The 20167-nt window shown below is 47.3% G+C and carries 18 protein-coding genes; 13 read left to right on the top strand and 5 right to left on the bottom strand.

The genetic code is table 11. The features are described 5' to 3' along the window. Nucleotides 1-9: 9 nt before the first annotated feature. Nucleotides 10-978 (bottom strand): 6-phosphofructokinase, encoded by a 969-nt coding sequence (gene pfkA, locus DDZ15_RS03965; protein ID WP_242978870.1) that lies wholly within the window; start codon nt 976-978, stop codon nt 10-12. Nucleotides 979-1111: 133 nt separating this feature from the next. Here pfkA and DDZ15_RS03960 point away from each other — a divergent pair, with 133 nt between their 5' ends. The 12 genes from DDZ15_RS03960 to nuoH all read left to right on the top strand — a co-directional run bounded on the left by DDZ15_RS03960 (nt 1112) and on the right by nuoH (nt 13631). Continuing rightward, complete coding sequence (locus tag DDZ15_RS03960) at nt 1112-2131, top strand: polyprenyl synthetase family protein (protein ID WP_109645114.1); 1020 nt, start codon at nt 1112-1114, stop codon at nt 2129-2131. Between the two features lie 107 nt (nt 2132-2238). Beyond that, a complete protein-coding gene (locus DDZ15_RS03955) occupies nt 2239-2991 on the top strand; it encodes a UDP-2,3-diacylglucosamine diphosphatase (RefSeq protein ID WP_109645112.1) in 753 nt (250 codons plus the stop codon). 24 nt (nt 2992-3015) lie between these two features. Beyond that, nucleotides 3016-5328, top strand: coding sequence for a penicillin-binding protein 1A (locus DDZ15_RS03950; protein ID WP_109645110.1), 2313 nt, complete (start codon nt 3016-3018; stop codon nt 5326-5328). A 446-nt stretch (nt 5329-5774) separates the two neighbouring features. Then, a complete protein-coding gene (locus DDZ15_RS03940; protein ID WP_109645106.1) occupies nt 5775-6164 on the top strand; it encodes an NADH-quinone oxidoreductase subunit A in 390 nt (129 codons plus the stop codon). A 2-nt stretch (nt 6165-6166) separates the two neighbouring features. Beyond that, entirely contained in the window at nt 6167-6649 is a 483-nt protein-coding gene (locus DDZ15_RS03935; protein ID WP_109645103.1) for an NADH-quinone oxidoreductase subunit B, read from the top strand. 31 nt (nt 6650-6680) lie between these two features. Continuing rightward, nucleotides 6681-7193: an NADH-quinone oxidoreductase subunit C gene (locus DDZ15_RS03930; protein ID WP_109645101.1), complete on the top strand. Its 513-nt coding sequence runs from the start codon at nt 6681-6683 to the stop codon at nt 7191-7193. A 9-nt stretch (nt 7194-7202) separates the two neighbouring features. Then, on the top strand, nt 7203-8495 hold the full coding sequence (gene nuoD / locus DDZ15_RS03925; protein ID WP_109645099.1) for an NADH dehydrogenase (quinone) subunit D: 1293 nt from the start codon (nt 7203-7205) through the stop codon (nt 8493-8495). Nucleotides 8496-8500: 5 nt separating this feature from the next. Then, nucleotides 8501-9031, top strand: a complete 531-nt coding sequence (locus DDZ15_RS03920; RefSeq protein WP_109645097.1) for an NADH-quinone oxidoreductase subunit NuoE family protein — start codon at nt 8501-8503, stop codon at nt 9029-9031. A gap of 6 nt (nt 9032-9037) precedes the next feature. Then, on the top strand, nt 9038-10333 hold the full coding sequence (gene nuoF, locus DDZ15_RS03915) for an NADH-quinone oxidoreductase subunit NuoF (RefSeq protein WP_109645095.1): 1296 nt from the start codon (nt 9038-9040) through the stop codon (nt 10331-10333). An 80-nt stretch (nt 10334-10413) separates the two neighbouring features. Continuing rightward, nucleotides 10414-10767 (top strand): four helix bundle protein, encoded by a 354-nt coding sequence (locus DDZ15_RS03910; RefSeq protein WP_109645093.1) that lies wholly within the window; start codon nt 10414-10416, stop codon nt 10765-10767. A 65-nt stretch (nt 10768-10832) separates the two neighbouring features. Then, a complete protein-coding gene (locus DDZ15_RS03905; RefSeq protein WP_109645091.1) occupies nt 10833-12566 on the top strand; it encodes an NADH-quinone oxidoreductase subunit G in 1734 nt (577 codons plus the stop codon). A gap of 63 nt (nt 12567-12629) precedes the next feature. Beyond that, a complete protein-coding gene (gene nuoH, locus DDZ15_RS03900; RefSeq protein ID WP_109645089.1) occupies nt 12630-13631 on the top strand; it encodes an NADH-quinone oxidoreductase subunit NuoH in 1002 nt (333 codons plus the stop codon). 151 nt (nt 13632-13782) lie between these two features. Here nuoH and DDZ15_RS03895 read toward each other — a convergent pair whose 3' ends face one another. The 3 genes from DDZ15_RS03895 to DDZ15_RS03885 all read right to left on the bottom strand — a co-directional run bounded on the left by DDZ15_RS03895 (nt 13783) and on the right by DDZ15_RS03885 (nt 16967). After that, nucleotides 13783-14715, bottom strand: coding sequence for a PepSY-like domain-containing protein (locus tag DDZ15_RS03895; RefSeq protein WP_109645087.1), 933 nt, complete (start codon nt 14713-14715; stop codon nt 13783-13785). 259 nt (nt 14716-14974) lie between these two features. Continuing rightward, nucleotides 14975-15679 (bottom strand): DUF2238 domain-containing protein, encoded by a 705-nt coding sequence (locus DDZ15_RS03890; RefSeq protein WP_199222872.1) that lies wholly within the window; start codon nt 15677-15679, stop codon nt 14975-14977. 88 nt (nt 15680-15767) lie between these two features. Then, nucleotides 15768-16967, bottom strand: coding sequence for a metallophosphoesterase (locus DDZ15_RS03885; RefSeq protein WP_109645085.1), 1200 nt, complete (start codon nt 16965-16967; stop codon nt 15768-15770). A 340-nt stretch (nt 16968-17307) separates the two neighbouring features. On the opposite strand from DDZ15_RS03885, the gene DDZ15_RS03880 reads away from it, so the two are divergent. Next, on the top strand, nt 17308-18921 hold the full coding sequence (locus tag DDZ15_RS03880; RefSeq protein WP_109645083.1) for a DUF4139 domain-containing protein: 1614 nt from the start codon (nt 17308-17310) through the stop codon (nt 18919-18921). Nucleotides 18922-18995: 74 nt separating this feature from the next. Here the strand turns inward: DDZ15_RS03880 and DDZ15_RS03875 are convergent, their stop codons facing one another. Next, nucleotides 18996-20165, bottom strand: coding sequence for a M20/M25/M40 family metallo-hydrolase (locus DDZ15_RS03875; RefSeq protein WP_109645081.1), 1170 nt, complete (start codon nt 20163-20165; stop codon nt 18996-18998). Nucleotides 20166-20167: the final 2 nt, after the last annotated feature.

Here is a 20167-nt window from a genome sequence, read left to right as displayed (position 1 = left end):
ATAGCTTGATTAACGGAGCGTTTTGGCCAGCTCAACCAGCTCATAATTGATGTCTTTCTTCTTACCGAATGTCATTTTCAGGGGCGTCAGCTTTATCTTGTTGTTCACCACACCAACCATTACTTCGCTGTGTCCTTCGATAAGAACCGTTACCGCCGCTGAGCCCAGACGGCTGGCCAATACCCTGTCTCTCGCCGTAGGGTTGCCACCGCGCTGCACATGACCGAGGATACAGACCCTCATATCGTATTTACCGAAGTCCGGTTTCAGTTCTTCTGATAGCTTCAGTGCACCTCCGGTTTCGTCACCCTCCGCAATTATTACAAGACTGCTTCTCTGATGCTCCTCAAGCACCCTGGTGAGAGAAGATTTAATTTCACTGAGGTTGGTGAGGGATTCCGGCAGCAAGATAAGTTCTGCGCCGCCTGCAATACCCGTCTCGAGAGCGATAAAGCCTGCATCGCGCCCCATAACCTCAACCAGAAAAAGCCGGTCGTGTGCATCTGCGGTGTCACGGATTTTATCAATTGCTTCCGTTGCCGTATTAAGAGCCGTATCGTAACCGATGGTTTCGTCGGTACCCACCAGATCGTTGTCGATGGTTGCCGGTACGCCAATTACGTTCACTCCATGCTCTTTGCCCAGAAGAGTGGCTCCCTGAAAAGAACCGTCACCGCCAATCACAACGAGAGCATCTATTCCATTATCCCGCAATTTCTGAACCGCAATTTCCCGTCCTTCCGGAGTTCTGAATTGCTCGCAGCGTGCGGATTTGAGAATAGTACCACCCCGCTGTATCGTGTTGGAAACGTCTGAAGAGTCCACTTTTTTGAGATTGCCACTGATAAGGCCTTTATAGCCCTGCCTGATAGCGTAAACATCCAGCTCATTAAATAGGGCGGTACGCACTACGGCTCGTACAGCCGCGTTCATTCCCGGGGAGTCTCCCCCGCTTGTGAGAACACCGATTGTTTTCAAATTAAGATGGTTTGGTTATCTGTCGATTTTGAATAAGTTACAAAACTAAACAGCCCTTCATCTTTGCGCAAATAATTAATGAGCTTTATTCTTATTTTATTACCGATCCAAATTTTAAATACATAAGTACCGAATGTCCACTGAGGCGGCAATTCAAAACCCGGCAACGTCTACCATAACCAGCCGATCTCTTCGGGAGATCACCAAACCCGTTCAGGATCACCTGAAAACCTTTCGCTCGTTTTTCAAAGATGAGATAAGCAGCGATGTTTTTCTGCTCGATCAGATTATCCGTTATCTGTTGAGGCAGAAAGGAAAAGAGATTCGGCCCACCCTGGTTTTTATGACAGCGCGCATGTTTGGCGATATAAATAAGCGCAGTTACGTGGCTGCAACCATGATAGAGTTGCTGCATACCGCTACGCTTATTCATGATGATGTTGTGGATGAGGCTGACCTTCGGCGCGATTTTTTAAGCATCAATAAATTGTGGAAGAACAAAGCGGGCGTTCTGCTTGGTGATTTTCTGCTCTCAAAAGGTCTACTTGTGGCACTCGACCATAAAGAGTATGACCTGCTCCACGTACTCTCAGATGCCGTACGCAAGATGAGCGAAGGTGAGCTCAGACAGCTTAAAACCTCCAAACTGTTTAATATGACGGAGGACCGATATTATCAGATAATTTCTGAGAAAACGGCGAGCCTGATTTCTGCCTGCTGCCGTTGCGGAGCGATTGCGGCTACCGACAACCCGGATGTGGTTGAAAAGATGGGTGAGATCGGATTGAAAGTGGGCATTGCTTTCCAGATCAAAGACGATCTTCTCGATTACGGGATGGATGACGTCGGCAAGCCCAGAAGAAACGATATCCAGGAGCGAAAAATTACCCTTCCCCTGATCAAAGCGCTTGAGCATGCAGGCCGATCCGACAGCAAGCATGTGGTGCGTCTGATGAAAAAAAGAAAAAAACGGTCTGAAGACGTTGATCAGATCGTTAAGTTTGTGAATGACTTTGGCGGTCTGAGCGGATCAAGGGAAGCGATGAACAGGTTTGCTTCCGAAGCGCTCGAGGAGCTTAAAAAGCTGCCTGTCAAAGAGGGACTGGAAGATTTTGAGGAGCTTATACAGTTCATCATTACCCGCAGGAAATAAATATCTATGCACCGAATTTATTATTTATTTACCGCATGTGCCCACAGCGTTATTTAACCACTTACTCTGTCCGGAAGCCTTTCTGAACGCAAATAACAGATTTTAAAATGGATCATCTTTTTCTATCCGATGTTCATCTGGGTGCGTTTGACGACCGGAGTAACAGGCATCTGGAGCAAAAGATTATTGCACTGATACAGTACTGTACCGAACACTCCATTCGCCTGCATATTCTCGGCGACCTGTTTGATTACTGGATGGAATATCCGGGAGATGTGCCTGAACTGGGAATGGAGCTGCTTGACACACTCGAACAGTATAACCGATCGGTATATCCTGCAACCTACATCCTCGGTAATCACGATAATTGGGACAGAGGTTACTTTACAGAACTGGGATTCGGTGTGTCATCCGATTACTATCTTTTTGAAGCAGACGAAAACCGGTTTTTTCTGCATCATGGAGACGGGTTGTCCGATCCCGCCTATCAGCTTCCCCGCCCGCTTTATCACAGAATCATTCGCAGCATCTGGTTCACGCGGCTCTATCAGGCACTTCTTCCGCCGGACGCTGGATTGCACATGATGAAATCATTTTCATCCATGAGCCGTGAAAAAACAGGATCCGAACCGGAGCGCCTGAATCAATGGTCGAAAAATTTACTAAATAGCAGTACTTTTGACTTTGTGCTCTCAGGTCACGATCACATAGCCCGAAAGGAAACATTTCCCTCCGGCACATATATAAACCCCGGTGCCTTCTTTAAAGATTATACGGTTGCTTACTATACCAACAATGAGATTAAACTCGTTAAATGGTCAGCAGACGATTACAAACTGATCCCTCTGGAAGATAAATGAATAAGAAAATAACGGTTCAAAGAAATGAGCAATGATGATCATGATGTAGATATGGATCGCTATTTCAATGATCCCGACTACAGAAAGCGAGTGCTGGGTAAAGACAAATCACCCCAAAGCAACAATCCAAAGCGGAAGAGCGTGTTAAAAAGAAAAATGCTGCTCTATTCAGGCATTGCGCTTCTGGTGATAATCGGTCTTGCAGGAGGATATTTTTATTACCTGGTTCAGGGTTTACCCTCCATTGAAGAGCTGGAAAATCCGGAGACCGCTATTGCAACCGAAATACGAAGCTCCGACGGAGTAGTGCTCGACCGCTATTTTGTTGAAAACCGAACCAATGTTTCAATTGATGAGATCTCACCCAGCATTGTGAACGCGCTGGTTGCCATTGAAGATCATCGTTTCTTTGAGCATTGGGGCGTAGACATTGTCAGGCTTGCAGGACTGCCCTACTACTGGATACAGGGGCGCCTTCAGGGAGGGTCGACCATCACACAGCAGCTTGCCAGAAACCTGTACAGAAAGATAGGTTTTGAGGTTTCCGTAACCCGGAAGCTTCGCGAAATGATTACCGCCATTCAGATCGAACACAATTACACGAAACGTGAAATTATTGAGATGTATCTGAATACAGTGGAGTTCAGCAATTCCGCATTCGGTATAGAGCAGGCTTCAAAAACTCATTACAACAAACCCGCAAAAGAGATCAATGTATCCGAAGCCGCTACGCTGATCGGTCAGTTGAGGGCCATATATGCGTACAATCCGAGGATAAATCCCGAAAGGGCCGAATATCGCAGAAATGTAGTACTAGCCCAGATGCATAACCGTGGATTTATCAGCGCAGAAACCCTTCAGTCTCTTAGAATGGAGCCGATCACGCTTAATTACCAGCCCCCTTCCCGGGCCGGCCGTGAAAGCCGCTATTTCGGCGAATATGTGCGCCAGCAGGTACAGACATGGGCGGATGAAAACGGGTACGACCTCAATACAGACGGATTGGTAATCTACACCACAATCGACTCTCGCCTGCAGCGGCATGCTGAACAGGCAGTCCGTGAAAAGCTGGCCGAATTTCAGCCTATATTTGAACAGGAATGGACATCGCCGGAAGGTGAATATATGGACAAATTGTGGGAAGAATTTCCCACATTCCTGCGTGACTACATCCGGGAAACAGACCGCTACAAAAACGGTTTTTCTAAATTCAACACCGATCAGGAGTCGGTTGTATTTGCCAACCTGGAGGCGGACTCTGCTTTTGTTGACTCCGTGATGCGGGCCAGAACCAGGCTTCAAGCCGGTTTCACGGCTATTGAGCCCTCCACGGGACACATACTTGCGTGGGTGGGCGGCGCCGACTATGGAGCCCAGCAGTTCGACCACGTTCACCAGGCACGTCGCCAGGCCGGGTCTACCTTCAAACCTTTTGTGTATGCCGTTGCAATCGACAACGGGTATATGCCCTATCACACCTTTTCAAAATACCCCATCAGTTTTATCGATCGTCTGGGTAATCGCTGGAATCCGAAAGATCCGAGCGTACCGTCAGGTCCGGAAATGGTTCCTTTGCGTCAGGGTCTGGCCCGCAGCCTGAACAATGTTACCGTCAGGCTGCTGCCCGAAATAGCGGGGAATCCGGGCACAAATCAGCTTGATGATCTCTATCCGGCGGCACGCAAGATTCAGCAAATGGCTGAAAATCTTGGAATTGACATGAGTGATGCACGCATTGTGCCCGCCATGGCCCTTGGCACTGCCGACGTATCTCTCCTGGAGCTGGTGAGCGCCTATACAACTTTTGCCAATCAGGGTGTATTTATTGAACCCACGGCTATAACTCGGATTGAGGACCGTGAGGGCAATGTTCTCAAAGAGTATGTACCCAGCGATATTCAGGAGGTGATGAGCCCTGAAACGGCCTACATCATGATTGATATGATGCGGGGTGTAATCCGAGGCGGTGACGGATATCACGGCACCGGGGTGCGTCTCAGAAATGTTTATGGAATCAGGCAGGATATTGCCGGCAAAACCGGCACCACTCAGAATAGCGCCGACAACTGGTTTGTAGGGATGACCCCCCACATCGTGATGGGTGCATGGGTGGGCGGTGAAGACCGCAGAATACGATTTCCCGATGATCTGCCGGGCAGCATCGGACAGGGAGCACGAACTGCACTTCCTATTGTCGGTGAATTCATCAACAGGGTTCAAAACGACCCGGATGCACCATGGGGAACGGATGCCTTTGAACAACCGGCCGGTTTTGTGATGCCTGAAGCGCCATCCGGAGTTGAAAGGGATCCGCGCAGGGGGCGCATCGGCTGGTAATTCACTTCGTTTATTTCAGGGTACTCAGCTGGTACGTGTTCACTCTAATGCGAAAAGCCGGGGAAAACCCATTTGATCAGATCAGACAGGATAACAAATACAAGGCCAGGTGCGTGGCCGGTACAGGGGCGATCCATCTGGCTAAAGCCCCGAATCCCATCCCGAATTTACGCCTATTCAATGACCGTGCTGAGGCATGCCCTTTTCGTGAATGGAAGCAAAGTCCGGCCCGAATAGTGAAGCACCTTTAATGATAAAATAAGCCCCATAAGATAACGCTGAAACGAGGTGATGCCTCCATGCACTTCTTAGAACCGGTCTAAAAGGACAGAATTTAAAAAAACAGTTCTATTTTGGATTTCAGAACTGCTATATTCCTGCCTCAATTGCGTTGACATTCCGTAGAACGGACGGTAATTTCATCCGTATCAAAATACAGACTTTTCATGCTTGAACAATATTATCCAATTCTTGTTTTAGTAGGCATCGCTCTCGTCCTGGCGGCTGTCTTTATGATACTTTCCCGCGTGCTCGGCCCCTACCGGCCCAACACAAATAAACTGAACCCCTACGAAAGCGGCATGGACCCCGTTGGAGAGGCGAAAGACAGATACTCCATCGCCTTCTATCTTGTAGCTATGGAGTTCATCGTTTTTGACCTTGAAGTGGTCTTTATTTACCCATGGGCTGTGCGTTTTACCGAATTGGGTACAGGAACGTTTATGGCAATGTTTATATTTATTATTGTACTGTTCATTGGACTGGTCTATACCCTTAAAAAGGGAACCCTGGACTGGGACATGAAGCATATTAAACACAAGGCTACACATCAATAATTATGGGTTTAGAAAGCGCACTTGGTGAAGGTTATTTAACTACAAAGGTAGACTCACTGGTAAACTGGGCACGGGCAAATGCCGCCTGGCCAATGCCAATGGGACTTGCCTGCTGTGCCATTGAAATGATGGCATTTGCCGGCCCTCGTTACGATGCTGCACGTTTTGGTTCGGAAGTTATGCGTTTTTCACCGCGCCAGAGCGATGTCATGATTGTAGCCGGATGGTGTACCTACAAAATGTCGCATGCTATCCGACGAATATGGGACCAGATGCCAGATCCCAAATGGTGCATCGCCATGGGCGCCTGTGCTTCAACGGGAGGAATGCACCGATGCTACGGGGTTGTGCAGGGAGTGGATAATTTCCTTCCTGTGGATACCTATATTTCGGGATGCCCTCCCCGACCTGACGCGGTTCTTCATGCACTGATGAAGATTCAGGACAAAATTAAGAGTGAACACTCTGTAATGCTCGATACCTGATTCCAGGGTACGGATTCAATATTTAACCGACATGAAATTAGAATTAACCGAACATCTCAAGCAGACTGTTGACGCACTTACGGAGCGTTACTCTGATAAGTTGATTGAAGTATACCAGTCTTCCGGCGACACGTTTGTACGCGTTGAAGCCGATGCCAATGTTGAAATCTGCACCTTTTTAAAAGATGAACTGCATTTCGACTATCTGACCGACATATTCGGAATTGACCGATACACCTCGGACGAACGGTTTGAAGTGGCATACAATCTTGTATCCCTGAAACACGGAGACCGTATCTTTCTTAAAGTTCGCTGCGAAGAAGAAGATCCGGAACTGGATTCAGCATCCGGGGTATGGCCTGCCGCCAATTGGGCTGAACGGGAAGTGTACGACATGTTTGGTATTCGGTTCAGAAATCATCCCGATCTGAGAAGAATCTACATGCCTGAAGATTTTCAGTACTTCCCGCTGCGGAAAGAGTTTCCGCTCCTGGGTATACCCGGATCAATCGAACTGCCCAATACAACTCCTGACAGCGAATAAGCCTGTATTATGAAATTAACTGATATCCAATCGAAGGTTCATTCAACTTTTTTCAAGGAGCACCAAAAAAAATTATATCAAAGCCTCGAGGATAAGCATACCACGATCGAGGAGATGGACGATGGTGACCCGCTGAAGACTAAAATGATTTTAAATATGGGTCCGCAGCACCCTGCTACCCATGGAGTGCTCCGATTGGTTCTGCAGCTCGACGGTGAAATGATTGAGAAAACCAAGCTGGACATAGGCTATCTGCACCGCGGCGTTGAAAAAATTGCCGAAAACAAAACCTACCAGGAGTTCATGCCCTACACCGACCGCATGGACTATCTCTCGCCCTACAGCAACAACGTAGCCTTGTGTCTTGCAGTCGAAAAAATTGCAAATGTAGAGGTTCCCGAACGGGCGCAATATATACGAATGATAGGTTGTGAGCTTGCCCGGATATCTTCGCATCTGCTTTGGCTGGGTACCATGGTGATGGATGCTGGAGCCATCTCTTTCTTTATCTGGACCTTCAAGGAGCGAGAGAAAATTTATGACATTATGGACCGCCTGGCAGGTCACAGGTTTACCGTCTCCCACTCCCGCATCGGCGGTGTTGCTAATGATATCACCGATGAAGCGATGGGTGCCATCCGGGAGTTTGTTGAGACATTCCCCAAAGAGCTTAAAGATTATCACAAACTGCTCGACCGCAATCGTATTTTTATTGACCGAAATGAAGCCGTTGGCGTTTTAAAGACGGAAGATGCGATCGGCATTGGCGCAACGGGTCCCGTTTTAAGGGGTTCGGGTTATGCCATGGATATGAGAAAGTTCTCTCCCTACCTCAGATATGACCAGGTTGAATTTGACATCCCGACCCGGCTCGAAGGCGATAACCTCGCGCGCTATTTTGTTCGGATGGAAGAGATGTCGGAAAGCATACGGATTATCCAGCAGTGTATTGAAAAGCTTCCAAAGGGGCCCGTCCGTACAGATAACGCTAAACAGGCCTACCCTTCCAAGGATGAAGTGTATTACTCCATGGAAGGCATGATTCATGATTTTATGATGACAGACACAGGGATCTGCCCGCCGGATGGTGCCGAAGCCTACTCCGCAGTTGAATCACCCAAAGGTGAACTGGGATACTATATTCAAAGCGACGGTACGGGACACCCATGGAGGCTTAAAATCACAGGTCCTTCATTTGCAAACCTGCAGGTACTTGAAAATATTCTTGACGGTGAAATGGTTGCCGATACGGTTGTTATCATTGGCGGAATGGATCCGGTATTGGGTGAAGCAGACAAATAACAATTATGGCATACGAATTTACAAAAGAAGACCTCGAAGAAATTGAAAAAATCAAGGCCAAGTTCCCGGAAGTAATGCCGGCAACGTTACCTGTGCTCTGGGTTGCACAGAATCGGTTTGGCCATGTAAATCCTGACGTGCAGCGGCTTGTCGCTGAAACGCTTGATCTGCCCGAAGCACATGTTCACGGGGTGGCTGAATTTTATACGCAGTACTATAAGGAAGAGAAAGGAAAGTTTGTTCTCGACGTCTGCACGTGCCTGAGCTGTCAATTGTGTGGCGGTTATGACATTCTGGAACATCTGGAAGACAAGCTTGGCATTAAAAAAGGCGAAACAACCGACGACGGTATGTTTTCACTCAATGAGGTAGAGTGCCTGGGTGCCTGCGGGTATGCCCCGATGCTGCAGATTACAAACGATACCTATGTAAATCACCTGACCAAAGAGAAAGCAGATCAGCTGGTTGATTCGCTCAGAAAAGGTGAGGTTCCGGAGTACGAACAAATTGACATGCCATTACGCAACGCAAAATAATTGATAATGAGCACTGCAGACTGGAAAAATTATGAACCGGTACTGATCCCCAATATCAAGGATCTCCATAAGATTGATGTTTACATCAAGAACGGAGGTTATGAGGGGTTGAAATCCGTACTGACCGACAAGCAGAAATGGGAAAATCCAAAAAGCGTCATCGAAGAGGTCAAGGCAGCCAATATCCGTGGACGCGGAGGTGCGGGATTCAATGCCGGCCTCAAATGGTCGTTCATGCCCCCTGCCGATGGCGGGCCGAGGTATCTGGCTTGCAATGGTGATGAATCGGAGCCAGGCACGTTCAAGGACAGGAAAATTTTTGAATACAATCCGCATGCATTTATAGAAGGTGCGCTTATTGCCGCCTATGCAATGGAGATCACAACCATCTACGTCTATATTCGCGGAGAGTATAAGGCATACATCCGCATGATGGAGAAAGCCCTGGAGGATGCCTATGAAAAAGGCTTTATCGGTAAAAATATCCTGGGCAGTAACTACAGCGTGGATTTCTATGTAACTGGTGGCGCCGGTGCCTACATTTGCGGCGAAGAGACCTCCATGCTTGAGTCACTTGAAGGTAAACGAGGCTATCCGCGCGTCAAACCTCCATTCCCTGCTCAGAAAGGCCTATGGGGACGCCCCACAACCATCAATAATATTGAAACACTTGCGCATGTAACGAGCGTCATAAACCGCGGTGCAGACTGGTTTAAAAGCGTTGGAGCTGAGAACCATCCCGGCCCCATTCTTTACGGTATTTCGGGACACGTTAACAGGCCCGGTGTGTATGAACTGCCGTCCGGCGTACCCGTACTCGACCTGATACATGATATGGCCGGTGGTATTCGAAATGGCAAAAAGCTTAAAGCAGTGATACCCGGGGGATCATCCACACCCGTAGTACGCGCCGACCAGCTTGATGGAATTTCAATGGATAGTGACTCGCTTCGTACGGTGGGTACAATGCTTGGAACTGCAGGACTCGTTGTAATGGATGAGGACACGGATATGGTGGACATGCTATGGCGCATTACCCACTTTTATCATCATGAATCGTGTGGCCAGTGCACTCCGTGCCGTGAAGGAACCGGATGGCTTGAAAAAATTATGCTGAAAATTAAAAATGGAGATGGCGAGATAAAAGACCTGGATCTTCTCCTCGACATCACAACCCAAATGGAAGGCCGCACCATCTGTGCCCTGGCCGATGCAGCCGCATGGCCTGTACGCCATACCATTACAAGGTTCCGTGACGAATTTGAAGCAAGGTGCAAAAAGTCGGTTCACGCAGTTGCGTAATTGATTAATTATGATTGACTATTGATTATTGTGGTTTAGATTACTGATTGAAATTACCGCAATAACTCAAGACATCGGTCATGGATAAAGAAAAGTTAAAAAAACGTACCAAACAGTTTGCGCATAGATGCGTTAAGGTTGCTTTGGTTTTGCCAAATAACTCATTAGGTAAACACATTAGATATCAGTTAATCAGATGCGGAACATCGGTGGCTGCGAACTACAGGGCTGCTTGTATTGCACACAGCAGGGCAGCCTTTGCGGCTAAACTTAGTACTGTAATCGAAGAAGCTGACGAATCTGAATTCTGGATTCAGTTCCTGGTCGATGAAAATCAGATACCAATAACACACGTTGAAACATTAATAGCTGAAGCTCGGGAATTGACATCAATTTTTATCTCATCCAGAAAAACAATACAAACAAATTCTTGATTGATCTAAGGTCGCACATTGAAAAAATAATCAATCATAAATAATTAATAATCAATCCAGAAACGATGCCTGAAGTATTTATAGACGGAATTCGATACGAATATGAAGGAGAACAGAGGCTTCTTCAGTTTATTCAGGACCAGGGAAAGGAAGTTCCGTTTTTCTGTTATCACCCTTCGATGACCGCACCGGCCAATTGCCGTCAGTGCATGGTGAAAGTGGGTCAGCCCGTGAAAGACCGCGAATCCGGCGAGTATGAACTGGATGAGAAAGGCGACCGCGTTATCCGGTGGTTCCCGAAGCTTCAGACCTCTTGCAATTTGATGATTTCCGACGGGATGGTGGTTCACACCCAGGAAACCGACGACCTTGTGAAACGGGCGCAGAAAGATAATCTTGAGCTGATTCTGATCAACCACCCCCTTGACTGCCCGATATGCGATCAGGCGGGTGAATGTCCGCTCCAGATACAAACCTACAAATACGGTCCGGAAGGAAGCCGTTTTGAAGTAAAGAAAGTCCACAAGCCTAAAAGAGTGCAGCTAGGCCCGCGCGTTGTACTCGACGCAGAGCGGTGTATCAACTGTACCCGCTGTGTTCGTTTTACCGATGAAATAAGTGAAACCCATCAGCTTACCATTACCAAGCGCGGTGATAAAAACTATCCGATTACAGCGCCTGGCCGAGAATTTGACGATCCTTACTCATTAAATACCGTGGATCTTTGCCCTGTGGGTGCGCTCACATCTGCAGATTTCCGTTTCAGAGCCAGGGTTTGGGAGATGAATCAAACACCAAGCATTGATGTCACAAACGGCAAGGGCTGCAACATTGATCTCTGGACACGCGATAACCTGGTTCTCCGGATTACGCCGCGATACAACGGTGAGGTAAACGATCACTGGATGCCGGATGAAGGGCGTGAAGCCTACAGGCTATTTAATGAAAATCGCATATCCAGACCTTATCAAAAATTGGATAACGAGCAGGTTCACTCATCCTGGAGCAACGCGATTGTAACCATAGCAGAACAGATCGAAAAAACCGACCGTGATAAGGTAGCCGTAATCGGCAGCCCTCATGCCTCGGTTGAGGAGAATTATGTATTGTCCCGATTTGCATCGCTTCTGGGGCTGAACGAACCCGTATTCACACCGCATAAAGAAGAAGGCAAAGGCGACGATTTTCTGATCACGGATGACCTGGCCCCTAACGCTAACGGCTGCCGTATTCTTGGGCTAACCGAAAAAAGTGCGGATGAAATCTCTCAAATGATTGAGAAGTGCGAGGTGGTAATTGTATTGAGCGATCATCTGATTGACCGCGGCATTATTACAGCCGATCAACTGGATGACAAGTACCTGGTTTCGTTTGCAACCAATCACTCAGATACCACACGCTCAGCCGATCTGGTGGTTCCAATAACGTGTGCGGCTGAACATGCTGCGAGCTACGTAAACGTGGATGGCAGAATACAGAGAACACTCCCTGCAAAAGAGACCAAGTATACAAACAGGCGAATCGATTTTGAGATGTCGGAAGGACGCCTTGACCGCTATGGAACCAATTTTGACAATTGGATTACAGAGGAGAATAAAGTGGATTGTATGCCATTGTGGAAGATTCTTACCGAAGTTGCGTCCGAAGCCGGGTTAAGCGATTACAGCTACGAATCCGGCCGTGATATTCTGGATGAAGCCGCAACCGTGATTAAAGCTCTTGAGGGTGTAAGCTATCAGGCAATGGATGAACAGTTGGGCATTCAGCTTGATTCTGTCCGGCCGGCCGTTAAATCCTGATAACCAAGCCATTTTAAAACAGACAGTAACAAACAGATTCATTAACCTATACATAATCCGGGAATGGTAGAAGTAACCATTACATCATACATCATCATGGGGCTTGCCCTGTTCATGCTTCTTAATTCAGCGGCAATTACCGTGTACGCAGAGCGCAGGGTTGCCGCTTTTATTCAGAATCGTGTGGGGCCAAACCGCGTGGGACCTCTTGGACTTCTGCAGCCCATTGCCGACGTGGTAAAGCTGATCCTCAAAGAGGACGTCACACCTATCCACGGCAACCGCTTTCTGCACACCGTTGCACCCATGATACCTGTTGTAACGGCACTGCTTACGGTTGCCGTAATCCCTTTTGGCGAGGGCATCTATGCAACAAATATCAACGCGGGCGTTCTCTACCTTCTGGCTGTAGCTTCACTGGGAGTTTACGGAGTAACCCTTGCCGGCTGGGCATCAAACAGCAAATACTCCCTGCTCGGAGGGCTTCGGGCTGCTGCACAGATGATTAGTTATGAACTGCCGCTCGGAATGGCTGTTGCTTCCGTAATCATATTTGTGGGTTCGCTGAGCGTGGTAGACGTTGCCGCGGCCCAGGAGAACTGGTGGTTCGTCTTTCTGAACCCCATTGGAGCCGTCATTTTTATCATTGCGGGATTTGCAGAGAGTAACCGTACCCCTTTCGACCTGGTGGAAGCCGAACAGGAACTTGTCGGCGGATTTCATACAGAATACAGTTCTATGAAGTTTGGGATGTTTTTCCTTGCCGAATATATGCATGTCGTGATCAACTCCATGCTGATGGTTACTTTCTTTTTTGGAAGCTATCACCTTCCGTTTGCAGGCTATTGGCTTCCGGAATTGTCACCATTGCTAAAGGGAATACTGGATGTTACCGTGTTCACCGCTAAAACGGCATTTTTCATCTTTCTTTTTATCTGGGTACGCTGGACTATCCCAAGATTTAAATACAATCAGGTGATGAAACTGGGGTGGTCAAAACTCCTGCCGCTCAGTATTGCCAACTTCATCGTTATTGCGGCGATTATTTTCTTCTTCTTCAACTAGCTTATTTATTATTCTGAAAGAATATGAAAGCCACGGAGGCTCGGCGAAATTATATCCGGCCACCGTGGCTTTTTTATTTTTTGTGCGCCCTTCAGAAACAGCAGTATCTCATCTCAACGATTAATTTGAACACCCTGTTCATGAGACGTTGTCAGACATTCGCAGGGTCAATTTTATTACCGTTTCTATCAAAATAGAGGGTTTGACGCTCACCGCTTTCAGATCTGATAACCACCGTATAATACGTTGTGGTTTCATCAAAATCGGTTGTAATCCTCTGATCACCTGTAATAGTCCATCCGGGGTAATCTCTGGCAATAAATCGTGTAATTGCACTTGGCAGCTTCACATTTGTGGCAACGGTTTTAGAACTGACAAGATTACCATTCCGGTCATACCTGGACTCACACCTTATTCCATCACCTGTTGCTGTGGCTACATAGTAGTCTGGTCGCATACCAGGCCTTTCTGTATAGCTGTACCATGTAATATTCTCCCGGCAACTCATATAATCCGATTGAACACGTTCTGTAACAGGATTAGGAATCGCATTAGCTGATACCATCTCCTTGCCTGGTCCGAAAACCAGTCCGGGTGTTAGTTCCTCACCATTGGAATCGAAATAGAGCGTCTTGCTTTCTCTTCCTTTGGTAATCTCAACTTCAGAATACATTTTATTTTCGTCGAAATCACGAATCACAACATGATCCTCGGTTATGGTCCATTCAGGATAAATTTCGTAGACAGCTTCCAGAATTGGAATCGGCAGCTTAGCGTCTTTCATTACAGTTTTGGAATGAATCAGATTTCCGTTTCTGTCATAATAAGCTTCACACGTGATCTTATCACCTGTGGCATTAACTACATAGTAATTGATATTATCTGAGCCACTGTGGATATACCACGTAATTTCGCCACTACAACTCATGTAATCTGATTCAATAGCCTGTAATACCGCTTCAGGCACTTCACTCTTATCTATTTCAGTTTCCTGGGCGAATAGCACACTACTTTGTGAAAAGAAAATGAATAGAATTACAATAGCATATGCTATTCGGGTTACTGGCATTTGATTTGCTTTCATTTTTATACCTCCCCGTTTTATTTTCTATTGAAACATCTACTCTGTTAGAGACATCCTTTCCTTATTTTCATGTTATCCAAAAACTCAATCTCCTCTGTAAGTATTACTCCATTGAACTTGTAAGCATTGGGTGTTCATTTTGAATCCGAGACCGGCACAAAATCGGGAAGTATACTTTTTATAGCTGCGTCTCTCCAAACCAATAATCTTTGTTGCAGTCTCTTCCGCAGGAAAGGGACTCTTGATTTCCAGATCAAATCTATTTTTTAAACAATCTCGGATTCTTCTCAATAAATTTGCGGATCCATCTGCGCAGAAAAAAGCTTTTTTCTCCTCTCAGGTACAGATAGCCTATCAGGCTGATAAAAAAGGCTCCAAAAGAGTTCACAATGATATCCCACATGGTATCCGTCAGTCCTGAAGGGTCGTTGAACATCTCTTTTTGCATATTGGTGCCTGCCAACAGATCCATCATAAACTCAAATATTTCCCAAACAGAACCAATTGAGATGGCAAAGGTACATGCAAAGAGGGCGATGAACCCTGTTGACATTTGCAGCTCCACACGTTCGCTTTCATTCAATATGTAGACCAGAAGAAAACCCACAATACCCATTAAAAATCCTGCTGACGCATGCAGGGCCATATCCCACCACCAGATTCTTTGGTAAAAATCCTGCACCTCCCCCAGGTAGAAAGAAGCAAAAATGAACAGGACGGCTGTGAGGTGAAATTCTGCCGGCAGATCGATACGCAACCGGTTTTTAAAAACTACAGGTGCAAATAGTGCCAGTATGATCAGGCTTACCAGAAAAAGTGACAGCCAGCGCTGCTGGTATACCAGTATTCCCCATTCTATAGCCATCACTACAAACAGAATCCTCGTCAGGATGGTGTGCCAGCGGTTTACCACAGATTCATCAGTATGTGAAGGGTCGAGGGGCATCTGGTTTTCAATCTTCAACTACTTTACCTTGGGTACGGTTTAAGAATATGAAAAGTTATCAAACCCGCAAAAGCTGTGCGGAAAACACGGATCTGAACCCACCTTGCTATGGCAAGGCAATGCGAAGCACCGAAACCGACGCTGGTGCATTGTATCGCACAGGTGAGAGTGTAAACCCGAGTCCGCTGTTTACATTCAACAACAGGCGTTCCAGCTGATAGGCTCCGCGGACATACGGTGTTTCTTCCATTACAGCAGTCAAAGGCATGAAAAAGAGAGGGATGTTGATCTGTCCGCCGTGGGTATGCCCTGTGAGCAGCAGGTCTGCCTCCGAGAGCTGCGACCGGCGTATCAGCCTTTCCGATGCCTGATGAGCCGCCACAATATGAAAATAGTCCCCTTCTTCTTTCGCAAGCAGTGAATCCAGAAGCTGCGGTTCAACCCTGTAACTGTACAGCTCCGTAACACCCGTAATTTTGATCTCTTTTCCGTTGAAAGTGATGGTCCGGTTCTCATTTTGAAGCACGTCTATCCCCTCTTCCACAAGCGCGCTTTCAATGTGCTGTGTCCCGGTCCAGTAATCGTGGTCGCCCATCACGAAAAAAACACCCTCCGGTGCATTGATCTCCCCAAGAGCTCGCGCACCCTCCCGGATAAAATCGAGGCCTGACGTAATCAAATCACCCGACACAATCACAATATCAGGCTCTGCCCGGTTTACAAGGTCGATATATCTTGAAAGTTTATCCCTCTTTGTATAGATGTCTGCGTGAAGATCTGCGATATGAACAACATTCAGATCTTCGGCATCCGCACCCGTATCTGAATGCTCCATATAGTCACCGGCTTCTATCTCATGCAACACCATACGCCCGGTATCAGCGTACATCTTTCCTGACGTATAGATGAAGGTAACAAGGGTCATTATCAGAAATGCGCCCGCCCAGCTTTTGTTGACCTCCTTTGCCGGCCTGTCCACGTATCTGACCGCAAGGGGACGTGTTATGTCGTGGATAATGAGCCAGTTCAGCATCACCCCCGTAAACACCAGACCATACCAAAAAAGGTAAATGAAAGGCAACGGGAAACCGTTACGGTCGAATGATCCGCCGATCCAGTACAGCAGGTGTCCGCCAACGGGATAAGCCAAAAAGAGCGCGGCTGCAAGAAAAAACAGAGCTTTCAGCCACATTTTATGGCTTAACTCTATCCTGTCAAGGCTTTTCAGATAGCGATATCCGAACCAGGTGAGGAAGATCAGCAGCAAAACCGCTGCATAGGTTACCATTCGAAGTGCCCAGGGCATCTGTAATGTGTTGAATAAGATGAATGTTAATTAGTAAGTAACGTGTGTTCGACATAAGAGTTTGTTGAAGAGTGTCACTCCGTCGGCTGACGGAGGGCAATGGTAGTCTCCCCCCCGAGGGGGGACTTTTTCGGTTCATTTCCTTATCTCAAACTGACGTTAAGTATTGAAAATAGGGATAAAATGGAAGAAAACGGATTCCATTCCATACCAGATCAGGTTTACGTTGCGGAGGCTTTGCTTTTATAGTACTATAGTTGAATCATATCATACAATATATCGCAGAGATGCCTGTTTGATGTGAATGTAAACGACTTCTATACTGAAACGACCCGTATCCATGCATATTCCAATCATACTGACTATCTGGCTATTAACAGGGCTTCAGCTGCAGACGCCTGAAACTGATTTAAATCAGGATCCTGAAATCAATATTGAGCCGCCCGTTACCTCTGTAACCCTTTTTCCGGAAGGAGCACAAATCACCCATCACGTATCAGTTGATATACCCTCCGGCAATCAAACCATCGTTTTTTCAGGACTGAACCGGGAGATTAATGCATCAACCAGCACAATCGGGCTGGGTGGAAACGTTGAAATCGTTTCAGTCAGTCACAGAGTCACCAGACGGAGAGCAACTGTGAATGCGGACAGTATTGCCAGGCTGGAGTCAGAAAAAGAGATGCTTGAAGCGACTATCCGTTCAGTGCAAATTGATCAGCAGGTAATCGACTACGAAATGGAGATGCTATCCGTAAATCGTGAACCGGAAGCTGGAAATAACGATTCACTGAGAGACCTGCTCACCCTTCACCGAGAGCGCATTCGGGACTTGAAGACCGAAACAATACAGCTTTCCGATTCCCTTCAAACTCTGCGAACCAGACTTAATGAGATTAACCGGGCCCTGCAGCAGCCGGGATATCAGCCCTATATATCTGAAGGAGAACTTCTTGTAGAGGTAAACAATCCAACACCCGGCAGCTTCGATACGGAGATTTCCTACCAGGTAAGCCGAGCAGGATGGAAGCCGGAATACGAGTTGCGGGTACAAGGTGTCGATGAAGATATATCAGGGAAACTGGCTGCAATAGTTTACAACAATACGAATCAAACATGGCAAGATGTGGAAATAACCCTCTCCACACGAATACCACAAAGAGGTACCACTACTCCGAATTTGGATCCATGGTTTCTGGACTTTTTTGAACCCCAAATGACTGTGCTGGAACGCAGGAGAGCTGAGTTGGATGAACTTGTAGTAAGCGGCAATGCAGAGTCTGCTGACCTCGGCGCAAGCCTGGCAATGCCACCCCCACCACCCCCGTCATTCCGATCTGAATCAATGATAGCCCGACAATTTATGCTCAGAGACAGGCAAACCATCGAATCCGGAAATGAGAGAAGCCGTCTCACGCTGGAAGAGTATTCTGTGCCTGCCGATTTCACTTACTTCTCCGTTCCAAAGATTCAGGAGGGGGCCATTCTACTTGCCAATATCCCTGAATGGGAAGATACGTTCTTACTTCCTGGATCTGCGATGCTCCACCTTGAGGACACCTTTGTGGGACAAACCTACCTGAATCCACAAACCGTATCCGATACCCTCGAGGTCTCATTCGGCCGCGACAACGGTATTGTTGTTACCAGGGAAAAATCCGGGGAAAGAAGCGAACGATCCTTTTTCAGAAACAGGGTCACTCAAACCGTCGCGCATGAGATCAGTATCCGGAACACAAAGGGCTACCCGGTTGAAATAGAGCTGATGGACCAGATCCCCGTCAGCGTCCGCGAAGAAATTGAGGTAACGGCAACCGAGCTTAGCGGCGGTGATCTTACCAATGAGACCGGCTTTGTTAACTGGGTGCTGACTGTTGAACCTTCGGAAATGATCACGCTTGAGCTTGTCTATGAGGTGAGATATCCATCGGGACAAAACATCCGGCTTGAGTGATAGAGGTGATTCACCCGATATGGCCAGCGACGGACGAAATCGTTCTGTATCATTATCATACCCGGCCGAAATAATTACTCTGCAGTTTTCTGTTCTGGAAGCATCAGAAGGTGAATCAGCAGTGCGATACGTTCAAGCGTTTTATCCAGAAAAATCTTTTCCGTTGGACTATGCGCGCCATCGCCTACCGCTCCCAGGCCATCAAGTGTTGCAGTAAAAAGACTTGTATAGCTGCCGTCCGATCCGCCTCCGGATATTCCTTCTGAAAGCCCGATTCCCAGTCTTTTGCTGATTTTGACGGCTTCGTTCCAAAGCGTTCTGTTTCTCTGGTTACGCACCAGTGGGGGGCGCTTGAAACCCCCGGTAATCTGCAGTTCCACTCCGGGTGTTGTCGGTTCAATATCCAGAATACTTTCCCTGATTCGCTCCGCGTCTTTTTTCGTCAAGACCCGTACGTCAACAGCAGCACTGCTCTCGCCCGCAACCACGTTCGTATTGGTGCCTCCGCCTATTTTCCCCACATTTACCGAAATTCCGTTCTCCGGGTCGTTCAGTTCATTCAGTTTTTGGATTAGAAATGAGAGTTCCACAATGGCACTTCTGCCCTTTTCGGGTTCGATTCCCGCATGCGACGATACACCTTTTATGATCACATCGAAATGCCCGACCCCCTTCCGCCGTGTCTTCAGCTTTCCTTCGGGATCCAGCGACGGCTCCAGCACGTACACACGGTTCATCGCCCTTGCCAGGTTACGAATTCTGTAAACGGAGTCCCGGCTGCCCGTCTCCTCGTCAGAATTGATAAAAATTACCGGAGTTACGCGAGGGCTCAATTCAAGATCGTTCATGATTTTAAGCGCCTGAATCATCATGGTGATACCGGCTTTCATATCATAAATGCCAGGCCCTTTATACACGTCGCCCTCATGTGCAAACGGCATCTTATCAAGTGTTCCTTTGGGCCAGACGGTATCAATATGTCCCAGCATCAATTGATAACAGCTGCCGTTCAGGGATTCCGGTTTTGCTAAAATCTGTCCCCCGCTGTTAATGCCGGGGTAGTGGCTGCTAAGGTATCGCACCGATGAGAGCTCCTTCTCCAGTACGCCGAACAACTTTTGATGTGCCCTGGAATCGGCCGGTGGTGTCTCAATTTTTACCAGCCTTCCTAAAAGGTTCAGATACTCCTTTTTACGTGAAAGGCATTCATCAAGTATCGCTTCAGATTCTTTCTTCGTGACCATGG

The organism is Rhodohalobacter mucosus, from assembly GCF_003150675.1.
GTDB lineage: Bacteria > Bacteroidota > Rhodothermia > Balneolales > Balneolaceae > Rhodohalobacter > Rhodohalobacter mucosus.
Note: the sequence above shows the minus strand (reverse complement) of the source record. Positions and strands in the feature narration are given on the sequence as shown.